The sequence below is a fragment of the Pseudomonas sp. S9 genome (assembly GCF_000222125.1).
Lineage (GTDB): Bacteria > Pseudomonadota > Gammaproteobacteria > Pseudomonadales > Pseudomonadaceae > Aquipseudomonas > Aquipseudomonas segetis.
Genome location: NZ_AFFX01000010.1, coordinates 26,155 through 39,857, shown reverse-complemented (window position 1 = coordinate 39,857; position 13,703 = coordinate 26,155). Strand labels below are relative to the sequence as shown.

The window sequence follows — 13,703 nt, the reverse complement described above, 5'->3', positions numbered from 1 at the left end:
GCGCCTCAGGAGGTAACGACCACTTGCTGCGGCTCTGGGCGCCATGCCAGCACCAAAAAACCCGCTGCCCCCAGCGCCATCAACAGCGGCAAGGCATGGCCGCTGACCCACTGGCTGGCCGCACCGGTAAGCAACGGCCCAAGCAGGCAGCCAATCCCCCACAACTGAGAAACATGGGCATTGGCGCGCACCAGCGCATCGTCGCGAAAACGCTCGCCAATCTGAATCAGTGACAGGGTAAACAAACCACCCGCACTGGCGCCGAACAGCACCAGCACCGGCCAGATCAAGGGTGAATGCAATGCCAGCGGAATACTCAGGCTTGAACACAGCAGCACCACACCGCAGCCACGGAACAAATTACGCCGCGAAATCAGGTCTGCCAGCCAGCCAATGGGGATTTGCAAGAAAGCATCGCCAACCACAACAACGCCGACCATAAAGAGCGCAACGTACTGACTGAAACCCTGGCGCAATCCATAGATCGGCGAGAGCGTCAGCATCATTGACTCGAAGGCGGCGAACAAGGCTACCGCCCAGGCAATCGCTGGCATCTTGCTACAAAACCCCAACAGCCCTTTTGACGAAGCACTGTGGCCATCAACCTTGGGCGCGCCGGTGCGACCCAGCAAGATCAGCGAGCCCCCAATCAGCAGGCCGGTGCCGGTCCAGAAAGCGCGATCGCTTTCAGTGCCAAGGGCATTCAAGAGCAACGGCCCTGACAGCTGGCTCAGGGCATAACCGGTGCCATAGAGCGCCACCAGGCGACCACGCCACTTTTCCACCGCCAACTGGTTAATCCAGCTCTCGCCCAGAATAAACACCATGGTCAGGGCAACGCCCAGCAGCAAGCGCAGCAATAGCCATACCGTATAGTTTTGTACCAAAGCCAGCATCGCCACCGACAGCGCACCAACCAGCAGGCAGGTCTGCATTAACGTCGTGGTCCCCAACCGCCCCGCCAGGCGCCCGGCCAGCGAGGCACCGAGAAATACCCCAACAGCCGGGGTGGCGGCCATGACGCCGAAGGCGAACCCTCCATAGCCCCAACTCTCAAGGCGCAGCGACACCAGCGGCATGGTCACACCCAGTGCCAGGCCGATGCTGATCACTGCCATGGACACGGCGAAATAAGTACCCCAACGCATTACCAGGCTCCTTTTGTAGTTATTGCCCTGCACCGCGAAAAGCAAAACGGCCAGGCTCTCTGGGGAAATGACTCCCCGGAAAACCCGGCCGCAGGCTTGGCTCATCCGAGCCGGCCTCTTGACTAGAGACGGACCTTAGCAAACCCCTGGAAAACCACTGCGCTCGCCCTTGGGACCAGCCCGTCGCTCGCTACCTTTTCCAGAGGTCCTTCAGGCAAAGCGCGAACGCCTTGCCTGCAACTTATAATTTAATCCAAGTTGCTTTCAGTTCAGTGTACTTGTCAAACGCGTGCAGTGACTTGTCGCGACCGTTACCCGATTGCTTGAAGCCACCGAATGGCGCAGTCATGTCACCGCCATCGTACTGGTTGACCCAGACGCTGCCAGCGCGCAGGGCCTTGGCAGTCATGTGCGCCTTCGACAGATTACTGGTCCACACGGCTGCGGCCAAACCGTAGATGGTGTCGTTGGCGATCGCAATCGCTTCCTCGGCATCATCAAAGGCGATCACCGACAGCACCGGGCCGAAAATTTCTTCCTGGGCGATGGTCATTGCATTGCTTACGCCGTCGAAGATGGTCGGTTCGACATAAGTACCGCCCGATTCTTCCATCACCCGCTTGCCACCCGCAACCAGCTTGGCGCCGTCCTTATGGCCAGCGTCGATGTAGCGCAACACGTTATTCATCTGCTGGGTATCGACCAGCGCACCGACATTGGTATCCGGGTCAAGCGGATTGCCTGCCTTCCAGCCTTTGATAGCTTCAACCACCAGCGGCAAGAACTTGTCCTTGATCGAGCGCTCGACCAACAAGCGCGAACCAGCAGTGCAGACTTCGCCCTGGTTGAAGGCAATAGCGCCAGCGGCAGATTCGGCAGCGGCCTGCAAATCAGGCGCATCGGCAAAAACGATATTCGGGCTCTTGCCACCGGCCTCCAGCCAAACACGCTTCATATTCGACTCGCCCGCGTAGATCATCAACTGCTTGGCGATTTTGGTCGAACCGGTAAATACCAGCGTGTCGACATCCATGTGCAAGGCCAAGGCCTTGCCCACCGTGTGACCAAAACCTGGCAGCACGTTGAATACGCCCGCAGGAATCCCGGCCTCGATAGCCAACTTGGCAACACGAATACCGGTCAAAGGTGACTTTTCCGATGGCTTGAGGATGATTGAGTTACCAGTCGCCAGTGCCGGGCCAAGCTTCCAGCAGCTCATCAACAACGGGAAATTCCAAGGCACAATAGCTGCCACCACGCCGATTGGCTCGCGCGTGACCAGGCCCAGCTCGTCGTGCGCTGTCGCCGCGACTTCATCGTAAACCTTGTCGATAGCCTCGCCGTTCCAGCGAATGGCATTGGCCGCAGCCGACATGTCGATATTCAGCGAGTCGCTGATCGGCTTGCCCATGTCCAGGGTTTCCAGCAGCGCCAGCTCTTCGGCGTGTTCCTCGATCAATTCAGCAAAGCGAATCATGATCTTCTTGCGCTTGGCCGGCGCCATGCGCGACCACACACCGGAATTAAAGGTGGCGCGCGCATCACGCACCGCGCGCTCGGCATCGGCCAAGTCACAGCTGGCGACATTACCCAGCAAGCGGCCATCAACCGGGCTGATGCATTCAAAGGTTTCACCAGACTCAGACGAGCAGTACTCACCATGTACAAACGCACGAGTCTCAATCTTCAACGTCTTGGCGCGCTGTTCCCAGTCGGCGCGAGTCAGGCTAGTCATGCAAGCTTCCTCTATCGGTAAAGAGTGCCGCACATCTGGTGTGCGCACTGTCAATAATTCTGTAAGGCTATTCCTGCCCGCAACACTAAACCAGAGGACTCTACATTTTCAATATATTTGACAAATAAGCCGCAAACGGCCTTGTCATGTTCATTTTATTAAACATAGACTCAGCCAGCGCCATATGCCTGACCCCGCACAACAAGCCAATACGCAGAGATGCCACAGATGAAAATTGAGCAGATTGTCGACTTCGCCCAAATCAACAGCCCCCTGGAAAGCTACCGCCCAGCGGCCGAAAAAATTCTCAAGGGCGACCCCGCACAAAGTGTACGCAATCACTACGCCAGCCCATGCGGCCAGTTCAATACGGGTATTTGGGAGGGTGCCGTCGGCCAGTGGACGGTGAACTACAGCGAACACGAATACTGCGAAATCCTGCAGGGCGTCTCAGTCCTGCGTGACAAGGACGGCAATGCCAAGACGTTGCGTGTGGGCGACCGCTTTGTGATCCCGGCGGGCTTTTCCGGCACCTGGGAAGTGCTTGAACCCTGCCGCAAGGTCTACGTGATCTTCGAACAGGCCGGCGACTGAGCCCAGCACAACGAAGCCAACACAAAAATCCCGTGCATGACGGGATTTTTATTGCCTGGCGCTTATCGGGCAGGCTCCTGATGATTTGCCGAGGTGAAACTCAGAGAAAAAAAAAGCCCGCCATGGTGGCGGGTTTTTTCTTAAAGCCTGTGCAACAAGAATGCTTGATCAATTACTTGATCTTGCCTTCCTTGTAGATCACGTGCTTGCGCACAACCGGATCGAATTTTTTAATTTCGATTTTGTCCGGAGTAGTGCGTTTGTTCTTGTCGGTGGTGTAGAAGTGGCCAGTACCGGCGCTCGACACCAAACGGATCAATTCACGCATGATTTAGCTCCTTAAACCTTTTCGCCACGAGCACGAAGCTCGGACAACACAACATCAATACCACGCTTGTCGATGCAACGCATGCCTTTGGCAGATACGCGCAGACGTACGAAGCGATTCTCAGACTCAACCCAGAAGCGGTGATGCTGCAGGTTTGGGAGGAAACGACGACGGGTTTTGTTGTGTGCGTGGGAAACGTTGTTCCCGGTTACCGGACCCTTACCGGTAACTTGACAGACTCTTGACATGCCTCAGCCCTCTAAAACCACATGCCCAACCCGGCATGGGTTGGCCGCTTAAATTCAGTGTCATTGGCGCAGAAGCGCCGCGTTTCTCGAGGGTCTTACCGGCCACACCTTAAAGCGCAACAACCGGGCCCCTAGAAAAGAGCGCTGCTTTATACCAGAAAGGCCATCGCACAACAAGGATTAACGCACTTTCCACTACAACGCCAGATCCCGCATTCTATCGCATCGGGCAAGCGCTGCGGGGCCTGATCACTAATTACCGCTCGTCGCCCCACTGGATTGTCTTAGTGCGCCATTATGAACTAGGGTACGTCATTGCTACGCGCCGATGGATGCGCGGCACGTCACCGTCAAGGAATATGCCCATGCGCCGTAAAACCTTATCGCTTCTTCTATTACCGCTGCTAAGCCCGATGCTGGCACAGGCTTCGACCCTGAGCGTATGCACCGAAGCCAGCCCCGATGGTTTTGACGTCGTGCAATACAATTCGCTGACCACGACCAATGCCTCAGCCGATGTATTGATGAATCGCCTGGTCGACTTTGATGCCAGCAGCGGCAAAGTCGTCCCCAGCCTCGCGCAGAGCTGGACGGTCAGCGACGACGGCCTGAGCTACACATTCAAGCTGCGACCCAACGTCAGCTTCCATACCACAGACTACTTCAAGCCGAGCCGGGCCATGAATGCCGATGATGTGGTGTTCAGCTTCGAGCGCATGCTCGACCCCAAGCATCCCTGGCACGCCTTCGCCCAGAGCGGTTATCCACACGCCCAATCCATGCAGCTGCCGAGCCTGATCAAGCGCATTGAAGCACCCGACGCCAGCACCGTGCGCTTCACCCTGACCCATCCGGATGCGACTTTCCTCGCCACATTAAGCATGGGCTTTGCATCTATTTATTCAGCTGAATATGCCGACCAGTTGCTCAAGGCAGGCAAGCAAAACAGCCTCAATAGCCAGCCAATCGGCACTGGCCCCTTTATCTTCAAACGCTTTCAGCAAGATGCCGTGATCCGCTATAACGCCAACCCGGACTATTTCGCGGGCAAGCCAGCGGTCGACAAAATGGTTTTCGCCATCACCCCTGATGCCAACGTGCGCCTGCAAAAGCTGCGCAATAACGAGTGCCAGATCACCCTGTCGCCAAAACCAGTGGATATCAGCGTCGCGGCCAAGGACCCGGCACTGAAAGTGGTGAAGACCAACGCCTTTATGACCGCCTTTGTCGGCATCAATACCCAGCACCCACCGCTGGATAAGCCGCAAGTACGCCAGGCCATAAACCTGGCATTCGATAAAGCGACCTATCTCAAGGCAGTATTTGAAGACAGCGCAGAGGCCGCCAACGGCGTGTATCCACCCAACACCTGGAGCTACGCCAAGGACTTGCCTGGTTATGCCTACGACCCGGAGCAAGCCAAAGCCAAACTCAAGGAGGCAGGCCTTGCTGAGGGTTTCAAAACCACGATCTGGACTCGCCCAAGTGGCAGCCTGCTTAACCCAAACCCAAAATTGGGCGCACAGTTGCTCCAGGCTGACCTGGCCAGGATTGGCATCACCGCCGAAATCAGAGTGATTGAGTGGGGCGAGTTGATCCGCCGCGCCAAAGCGGGCGAGCATGATTTGCTGTTTATGGGCTGGGCGGGCGATAACGGTGACCCGGATAACTTCCTGACACCGCAATTCTCCTGCGCCTCGGTTGAGTCCGGGCTGAACTTTGCGCGCTACTGCGACCCGCAACTGGACAAACTGATTAGCCAAGGCAAGATGGTTAGCGACCAAGCAGCCCGCAGCGATATCTACAAAAAAGCCCAGGCCATCATTCAACAGCAGGCGTTGTGGGTCCCCCTGGCGCACCCTACCGCCACCGCACTGACACGCAGCACGGTCAGCGGCTACAGCGTCAGCCCCTTTGGCCGCCAAGACTTCTCCAAAGTCAGTCTCGGCAAATAAAGGCCCACCCACCGGGAGACCTCGCGGCCTCTCGGTGGAACGGCTAGACCCAGCCGTGTTCCGCCATCGACAAGGGTTCGCCTTCGCCGACGATAAAGTGATCCAGCACGCGCACCTCGACCAGTTCCAGGGCTGCCTTCAAGCGTTGGGTCAGTACTTTATCAGCCTGGCTCGGCTCAGCGACGCCAGAAGGGTGGTTGTGTGCCAGGATCAGCGCCGCAGCGTTATGTGCCAAAGCGCGCTTGACCACTTCCCGTGGATAGACGCTGGCACTGTCGATTGACCCGCTAAACAACGACTCATAAGTAATGACCCGGTGCTTGGCATCCAGGAATAAGCAACCAAACACCTCGTGCGGCTCATGACGCAACACTGCCTTTAGGTAATCACGCACCGCTTGCGGGCTTTGCAATGCGTCGTTGCGCTGGATTTGTTCAGCCAGATGCCGACGCCCCATTTCCAGCACAGCCTGCAATTGCGCGAATTTGGCCGGGCCCAGCCCCAGGCTCTGGCAAAAGGTCGGAAGATCTGCCTGCAACAAGCAGCGCAAAGTACCGAACTGAGCCAATAAATGGCGCGCCAGATCCACCGCGCTGCGCCCTGCAACCCCTGTTCTGAGAAAAATCGCCAGCAACTCGGCATCGGTCAAGGACGCCGCGCCATGGGCCAAGAGCTTTTCCCGCGGACGTTCTGCCGCAGGCCAGTCGCGAATGCTCATAAAAAACCTCCATGTCATGGGCCAAGCCCCCGCAAGCCGGGCCAAGAGGGCCAGTCTCTGCCAAGCCCGCTTTTCCTTTGCAGCCTCTGTGCTATCGTAGCCTTCCTTTTTTCGCGGTGATCGGCCTGGGGAGGCGTCATTACCGCGACGTACATTCACCTTGAGCAAGCCAGGCCTATGCAGCGTCTTTATCGGAAACGCATCATTCTCGGCGTGGGTGGCGGTATTGCAGCCTATAAAAGCGCAGAACTGGTACGCCGACTGAAAGATCAAGGCGCCGACGTACGTGTCGTCATGACCCACGGTGGCCGTGAATTCATCACCCCGCTGACCCTGCAGGCTTTGTCCGGCAATCCCGTACACCAAGAACTGCTCGACCCGGCAGCCGAAGCTGCAATGGGGCACATCGAGCTCGCGCGCTGGGCCGACCTGGTGTTGATAGCCCCGGCCACCGCCGACCTGATGGCGCGCCTTTCCCAGGGCGTTGCCAACGACCTGCTGACAACGCTTGTACTCGCCACCGACGCCCCTGTCGCCCTGGCCCCGGCCATGAACCAGGCCATGTGGCGCGATCCGGCGACCCAGGCCAATGCGCAGATTCTCAGCCAACGCGGCCTGCATATATTCGGCCCTGCCTCCGGCAGCCAGGCCTGTGGCGACGTTGGCCTGGGGCGCATGCTTGAAGCTGACGACCTCGCGCAACTGGCGGCTGACTGCTTTGAGCGCAAAAGCCTTAGCGGCGTCCATGTATTGATTACCGCAGGCCCGACCCAGGAAAACATCGACCCGGTGCGCTACATCACCAACCATAGCTCGGGAAAGATGGGGTTTGCACTGGCCGAAGCTGCCGCAGAGGCCGGAGCCAAAGTCACCCTGATCAGCGGCCCGGTGCACCTGCCGACGCCAGAGCGGGTTACCCGCATTGATGTGGTCAGCGCCCGTGACATGCTCGCCGCCTGTGAGGCAGCCATGCCCTGCGACCTATTGATTGCCGCAGCCGCAGTCGCTGACTACCGCCCGGAAGTGGTCGCACAGCACAAACTCAAAAAAGACCCAACCAGCGGCGAAGGCATGCTCCTGCAAATGGTGCGCAACCCGGATATCCTGGCCACGCTGGCCACCCGTGAAGACCGGCCATTCAGTGTCGGCTTCGCCGCAGAAACCGAAAACCTGCTGGAATACGCTTCGCGCAAGCTCAAGGATAAAAATCTCGACCTTATTGTTGCCAACGATGTGGCCAACCCCAGCATCGGTTTCAATAGTGAAGAGAATGCAATCACCATCATTGATCGCCAATTGCAGCAAAGCAGCTTCGCCCAGACCAGCAAGGGTAAGATTGCCCGCCAATTGGTCGACTTCATTGCTGAACGCATGAACCGCGCCTGAACTTTATTGATGGATACCAGAACCTGATATGCACGCCTTACAAGCCAAGATCCTCGACCCACGCCTGGGCAACGAATTTCCATTGCCGCAATACGCCACACCCGGCTCCGCCGGCCTCGACCTGCGCGCGATGCTCAAGCAAGAGCTGACCCTCGAACCCGGCCAAACCGTCCTGATCCCAACGGGCTTGTCGATCTACATTGGCGACCCAGGCCTTGCCGCAATGATTTTGCCGCGCTCGGGACTTGGTCACAAACACGGCATCGTCCTCGGCAATCTCGTGGGCCTGATCGACTCGGATTACCAGGGCGAGCTGATGGTTTCATGCTGGAACCGTGGTCAAAGCCCCTTCACCATCACCATCGGCGAGCGCATTGCACAACTGGTTCTGGTCCCCGTTGTACAAGCCCATTTCGAGCTGGTTGAAGCCTTTGACGAAAGCCAGCGCGGAGCTGGCGGCTTCGGTCACTCAGGAACCAACTAAGCTGCATAACTGCAGCTTTTTTGCACTACCTTGAACGCACCAGCGTAGTTCTGTAACGCTGCAAGACGCTAATACTAAGAAAAATGGGTCAGGGAGATGTTCGATGAAGTTGTTCAAACGCGCCGCCAAGGACGAACTGTCCAACGAAATCATCAAGCAGGCGGCGGCCAAGGCATCGAGCAATAAGCAAAATGCACTTGAGGCGCTCAAGCCCGGCTTGCTTGCCGCCATCATCGGCCTGGCTCTTGCCGGCTGCGTGCTGTGGTTCGGCATGCTCGACAGTGCTCAGCAACAGCAGCATCAAGCCCTGAGCAGGGCCTGGGGCGAAAGCCAGGCGACGGCGCTGCAACAGGCTTTGAAACAGCTCGCCGCCGACACCCAGGCAGCGGCGCAGAATCCACAATTGATCGAAGCCCTGCAAAGCGCTGACATTTCCCAGATTAGAGCAGCCGAACGCTCGCTGAAATACTGGAACGGCGTGGTGGATGCGCAACTCAACCTGCGCGGCCAGGCCGTGCAGGACATGGGCCGCACAGCGCCGATGAATTTTGCCGCACTGGATTTGCTGCGCCGTGTCGAGAATGGCCAGACACCGGCAGTCGAAGCCTACAAGGTTGGCCAGCAATGGCTGGTCTACAGCGTGGCGCCGCTGCGCCTGAGCAAGGACCAGCCGCTGCAAGGCACGCTGCTGCTGGCGTTTGACCTCAATCGCTTGCTTGCCAGCCTGCCGCCGCTTCCGGCACAGGTCGGTGCAATCGAACTCAGCCAGCAGTTCGGCACTGCTGCCGCCCAGGTCCTGGCTCGGCACGGCTCGGCCCAGGGTAAAGCGCAACAATTCGACAGCGGCAATCCAAACTGGAAACTTAGCTTTATCCCCGGCCCTGCACTGAATGGCTCTGCCTTCTCGCCATTGCTGCTGGCGCTGGCCGGGCTCCTGGCATTGCTGGGAGCGGCGCTTTGCTTTTATCTGGTGCATCGCAGCTTTAACAACCATCTTGAGGGCGACATCGACCAGCTGGAGCAATTGGTCAAAGAACTCTCGGCAGGGAAAAGCGTCAAAGCCTTTAGCCTGAGCCTGCCTGCATTGAATAATCTGGCGAAAACATTGGCCAGAATGCCACGCCGGGCTGACAACACCGCCCCAGGAAAAGCACCGGTCGCGGCCCCCGGCAAGCCTGAAACAACGGCAACCACTGCAGCAGAGAAGCCGGTAATTTTTGCAGACCCACTATTTCAAGATACCGATATTCTCGATATCGACATTCTCGATGAAGACCAGGATCTCCTGGGATTGGAGCAGCCACCCGTTATGAGTAATTCGCAAGTCGCACCAAAACTTCCTGCTGATATCTTCCGCGCCTACGACATCCGTGGTGTTGTCGGCCGCACCCTTACCGCTGAAACCGCCTATTGGGTGGGTCGCGCTGTCGGCTCCGAGAGCCTGGCCAAGGGTGAACCGGATGTCGCAGTTGGCCGCGATGGCCGCTTGTCCGGCCCAGAGCTGGTTGAGCAGTTGATTCAAGGCTTGGTCGACAGCGGCTGCACCGTCAGTGACGTCGGCATGGTGCCCACTCCTGTGGTGTATTACGCCGCCAATATTCTCAGCGGCAAATCCGCGGTGATGCTAACCGGTAGCCACAACCCGCCAGATTACAACGCCTTCAAGATTGTGATCGCCGGCGATACCCTGGCCAACGAGCAGATGCTGGCACTGAAAACCCGCATCGACACCAACAACCTCGGCAGCGGCATCGGCAGCGTCGAGCAGGTTGACGTGCTGGATCGCTACTTCAAGCAGATTCGCGACGACATCGCCCTGGCCAAGCCACTGAAAGTGGTGGTTGACTGCGGTAACGGCGCCGCCGGAGTCATCGCCCCGCAACTGATCGAAGCCCTGGGCTGCACGGTTATCCCGCTGTTCTGTGATGTCGACGGCACCTTCCCCAACCACCACCCGGATCCGGGCAAGCCCGAGAACCTGGTCGACCTGATCGCCAAGGTTAAATCCGAGAAAGCCGACCTTGGCCTGGCATTTGACGGTGATGGCGACCGCGTTGGCGTCGTGACCAATGCCGGCACCATGGTCTACCCGGATCGCCTGCTGATGCTGTTTGCCAAGGACGTTGTCTCGCGCAATCCGGGCGCCGATATCATCTTCGACGTTAAATGCACCCGACGCTTGACCCCACTGATCAGCGGCTACGGCGGCCGCCCCGTAATGTGGAAAACCGGTCACTCGCTGATCAAGAAGAAAATGAAAGAAACCGGCGCCCTGCTGGCGGGTGAAATGAGCGGGCACATCTTCTTCAAGGAGCGCTGGTTCGGGTTCGACGACGGCATCTACAGCGCCGCACGTCTGCTGGAAATCCTCAGCCAGGACAAACGTGACGCCGAACATGTGTTCTCTGCGTTCCCAAGCGACGTCTCAACACCGGAAATCAACATCCAGGTCACCGAAGAGAGCAAGTTCCAGATCATTGACCGCCTGCAACGCGAAGGCGCCTGGGGCGATGCCAATATCACCACGCTCGACGGTGTCCGCGTCGATTATCCAAAGGGCTGGGGCCTGGTGCGTGCATCCAACACCACACCGGTTCTGGTGCTGCGCTTCGAAGCCGAAACAGAAGCCGAGCTGGAACGCATCAAAGTGATTTTCCGCGAGCAAATGACGGCACTCGCACCCGACATCAAACTACCGTTTTAACGCTATGGAGTCCCGCATGACCTTTGAGCGTGATGCCGCTACCCAAGTGGCTAAAGTTCTTTCTGAAGCACTGCCGTACATTCGCCGCTTTGTCGGCAAGACCCTGGTCGTGAAATATGGCGGCAACGCCATGGAAAGCGACGAGTTGAAAACCAACTTCGCCCGCGACATCGTGCTGATGAAGGCCGTGGGTATCAACCCGGTGGTGGTGCATGGCGGTGGCCCACAGATTGGCGACCTGCTCAAGCGCCTGTCGATTGAAAGCCACTTCGTCGATGGCATGCGGGTAACCGACGCACAGACCATGGACGTGGTTGAAATGGTGCTCGGCGGCCAGGTCAACAAGGACATCGTCAACCTGATCAACCGTCACGGCGGTAGCGCTATTGGCCTGACCGGCAAGGATGCTGAGCTGATCCGCGCGAAAAAGCTCACCGTTGAGCGTAAAACGCCGGAAATGACCAAGCCTGAAATCATTGATATCGGCCATGTTGGCGAAGTCACCGGGATCAACACAGACCTGCTGAACATGCTGGTCAAGGGTGACTTTATCCCAGTGATTGCCCCCATTGGCGTAGGTGCCGATGGCGAGTCGTACAACATCAACGCCGACCTGGTTGCGGGCAAAGTTGCCGAAGCACTGAAGGCCGAGAAGCTGATGCTGCTGACCAATATCGCCGGCTTGATGAACAAGCAGGGCGAGGTACTCACCGGCCTTACCACTGAGCAGGTCGATGATCTGATTGCCGATGGCACTATCTATGGCGGCATGCTGCCGAAGATCCGCTGCGCCCTTGAAGCCGTGCAAGGTGGCGTGACCAGCGCGCACATCATCGATGGCCGGGTCCCCAATGCGGTGCTGTTGGAAATATTCACCGACAGCGGCGTCGGCACCCAGATCTGCAACCGCAAGCGCCACTGATGACAGGCCGGCAGATCAACACGGACAATGCTGATCTGCCGCGCAACTGACATTTAATGGCGACAAAGGACGTTTTTTGCCAGATCGGGTGATCTGTAGGCGGATAAAAACATCATCCACCCAGACGCGCCCCTTTTAGCGCGACATGATCTCTGCAAAGCGAGCACGGTCGGCATTGAAGCTGGCTTCCGACTCCTTGCGCACTGCTTCGTAACGCTTGATATCGTCAATCAGGCGCTTCTGCTCGACCTTCTGGTTATTGATCTGCACCAGCAGGCTCTCGGGGACATCGCGCCCGCTGCGCTCGAAATCTGCGGCCTGCGCTTGATAGTTGGCCTGTTGTGTACGCACCGATTGCAGGTTGCTACGCGCCACGCTAATGACACCGTCAAGCTCAGCCAGCTTGCGATCACGGGCCCGGTCGATATCTTCAGGCGAACTGTAGAGCCGCTTGAGTTGGGCGTCTGAGCTGGCCCGGGCCTTTTCCTTGAGCAGGCGCTGGCGCTCTTCAAGCGTTGGCGCAGGCGCAATCACCTGCACCACCCGGCCCTGGTCATTGAGAATGTCATACCCTTTGCTAATGAACTCCGGCGGCACGCCCTGGCGGCTAATCACGATGCCACCTTTGCTGTCGGTGTAGCGATACAGTAAGTCGCCTGCATTGGCCGTAACCGAGAGCAGTAAGCATAGGGATAGCAAACAGCAACGCAAAACCGGTTTCAGCACAATAAGTCCTTAACTATGGGTATCAAATTCCGTACTGAGCACGGTAGGCCTCTACCGCGGGCAGATGCTGTTTAAGTTCAGCATCTTCTGCCAGATACTCAAGTACCTGCTCGAGCGAGACGATGCTCACAACCGGTATCGCAAAGTCTCGTTCAACTTCTTGAATAGCCGAAAGCTCGCCTTGACCACGCTCCTGGCGATTCAATGCAATCAATACGCCAGCACAGCCCGCATTCTGCGATTTAATGATTTGCATGACTTCACGGATCGCCGTACCCGCCGTAATCACATCGTCGATAATCAGTGCCTTGCCGGCCAGCGGCGCCCCAACCAGGGTTCCTCCTTCACCATGATCCTTGGCTTCCTTGCGGTTGAAACACCAGGGCACATCACGCTGATGATGCTCAGCCAAAGCGAGGGCAGTGGTGGCTGCCAATGGAATTCCCTTGTAGGCCGGGCCAAATAACACATCGAAATCGATACCACTTTCAACCACGGCTGCGGCATAAAAGCGCCCCAGTTGAGCCAGCGCCAAACCACTGTCAAACAAGCCCGCGTTGAAGAAATAGGGGCTGGTACGCCCGGACTTGAGGGTAAACGAACCAAAGCGCAAGACTCCACGCTCGATGGCAAAACGAATGAAATCACGCTGATAGGCTTGCATCAATTGTCCCAAAATACACAGATGAGGCTAGTAATTTAGCTAAAAATGGCGACCTCGGGTATCATACACCCACGTGTTTTTGGGGGCCATT

The 13,703-nt window shown here is 57.6% G+C and carries 13 protein-coding genes; 6 read left to right on the top strand and 7 right to left on the bottom strand.

Going from position 1 to position 13,703, the window contains the following annotated elements:
* Positions 1-5: 5 nt before the first annotated feature.
* Together PSES9_RS0117740 and PSES9_RS0117735 are read right to left on the bottom strand one after the other, a co-directional pair.
* Positions 6-1,148 carry an MFS transporter gene (locus PSES9_RS0117740; RefSeq protein WP_029529635.1) on the bottom strand — a complete coding sequence of 381 codons (1,143 nt, stop codon included), beginning with the start codon at positions 1,146-1,148 and terminating at the stop codon, positions 6-8.
* 241 nt (positions 1,149-1,389) lie between these two features.
* The gene (locus tag PSES9_RS0117735) at positions 1,390-2,883 is read right to left on the bottom strand and encodes an aldehyde dehydrogenase (RefSeq protein ID WP_010489197.1); all 1,494 of its coding nucleotides are present in this window, start codon (positions 2,881-2,883) and stop codon (positions 1,390-1,392) included.
* Between the two features lie 228 nt (positions 2,884-3,111).
* Here PSES9_RS0117735 and PSES9_RS0117730 point away from each other — a divergent pair, with 228 nt between their 5' ends.
* Positions 3,112-3,477: a cupin domain-containing protein gene (locus PSES9_RS0117730; RefSeq protein ID WP_010489196.1), complete on the top strand. Its 366-nt coding sequence runs from the start codon at positions 3,112-3,114 to the stop codon at positions 3,475-3,477.
* A 172-nt stretch (positions 3,478-3,649) separates the two neighbouring features.
* On the opposite strand, the gene rpmG is transcribed toward PSES9_RS0117730, so the two are convergent.
* Together rpmG and rpmB are read right to left on the bottom strand one after the other, a co-directional pair.
* Positions 3,650-3,805 carry a 50S ribosomal protein L33 gene (rpmG, locus tag PSES9_RS0117725; protein WP_002551515.1) on the bottom strand — a complete coding sequence of 52 codons (156 nt, stop codon included), beginning with the start codon at positions 3,803-3,805 and terminating at the stop codon, positions 3,650-3,652.
* Positions 3,806-3,816: 11 nt separating this feature from the next.
* Positions 3,817-4,053: a 50S ribosomal protein L28 gene (rpmB, locus tag PSES9_RS0117720; RefSeq protein ID WP_010489195.1), complete on the bottom strand. Its 237-nt coding sequence runs from the start codon at positions 4,051-4,053 to the stop codon at positions 3,817-3,819.
* 365 nt (positions 4,054-4,418) lie between these two features.
* Between rpmB and PSES9_RS0117715 the strand changes: the two genes are divergently transcribed.
* Positions 4,419-6,008 carry an ABC transporter substrate-binding protein gene (locus tag PSES9_RS0117715; protein ID WP_010489194.1) on the top strand — a complete coding sequence of 530 codons (1,590 nt, stop codon included), beginning with the start codon at positions 4,419-4,421 and terminating at the stop codon, positions 6,006-6,008.
* 43 nt (positions 6,009-6,051) lie between these two features.
* Here the strand turns inward: PSES9_RS0117715 and radC are convergent, their stop codons facing one another.
* Positions 6,052-6,726 carry a RadC family protein gene (gene radC / locus PSES9_RS0117710; RefSeq protein WP_010489193.1) on the bottom strand — a complete coding sequence of 225 codons (675 nt, stop codon included), beginning with the start codon at positions 6,724-6,726 and terminating at the stop codon, positions 6,052-6,054.
* Positions 6,727-6,903: 177 nt separating this feature from the next.
* Between radC and coaBC the strand changes: the two genes are divergently transcribed.
* From coaBC to argB, 4 genes are all read left to right on the top strand, one after another.
* Complete coding sequence (gene coaBC / locus PSES9_RS0117705) at positions 6,904-8,112, top strand: bifunctional phosphopantothenoylcysteine decarboxylase/phosphopantothenate--cysteine ligase CoaBC (RefSeq protein WP_010489192.1); 1,209 nt, start codon at positions 6,904-6,906, stop codon at positions 8,110-8,112.
* Between the two features lie 28 nt (positions 8,113-8,140).
* Positions 8,141-8,596, top strand: a complete 456-nt coding sequence (dut, locus tag PSES9_RS0117700) for a dUTP diphosphatase (RefSeq protein WP_010489191.1) — start codon at positions 8,141-8,143, stop codon at positions 8,594-8,596.
* 1,309 nt (positions 8,597-9,905) lie between these two features.
* Positions 9,906-11,300, top strand: coding sequence for a phosphomannomutase/phosphoglucomutase (algC, locus tag PSES9_RS25155; protein ID WP_202946257.1), 1,395 nt, complete (start codon positions 9,906-9,908; stop codon positions 11,298-11,300).
* A gap of 16 nt (positions 11,301-11,316) precedes the next feature.
* Complete coding sequence (gene argB, locus PSES9_RS0117690) at positions 11,317-12,222, top strand: acetylglutamate kinase (RefSeq protein WP_010489189.1); 906 nt, start codon at positions 11,317-11,319, stop codon at positions 12,220-12,222.
* A gap of 135 nt (positions 12,223-12,357) precedes the next feature.
* Here argB and PSES9_RS0117685 read toward each other — a convergent pair whose 3' ends face one another.
* Positions 12,358-12,948, bottom strand: a complete 591-nt coding sequence (locus PSES9_RS0117685; RefSeq protein ID WP_010489188.1) for a DUF4124 domain-containing protein — start codon at positions 12,946-12,948, stop codon at positions 12,358-12,360.
* Between the two features lie 22 nt (positions 12,949-12,970).
* Positions 12,971-13,612, bottom strand: coding sequence for an orotate phosphoribosyltransferase (gene pyrE / locus PSES9_RS0117680; RefSeq protein ID WP_010489187.1), 642 nt, complete (start codon positions 13,610-13,612; stop codon positions 12,971-12,973).
* Positions 13,613-13,703: the final 91 nt, after the last annotated feature.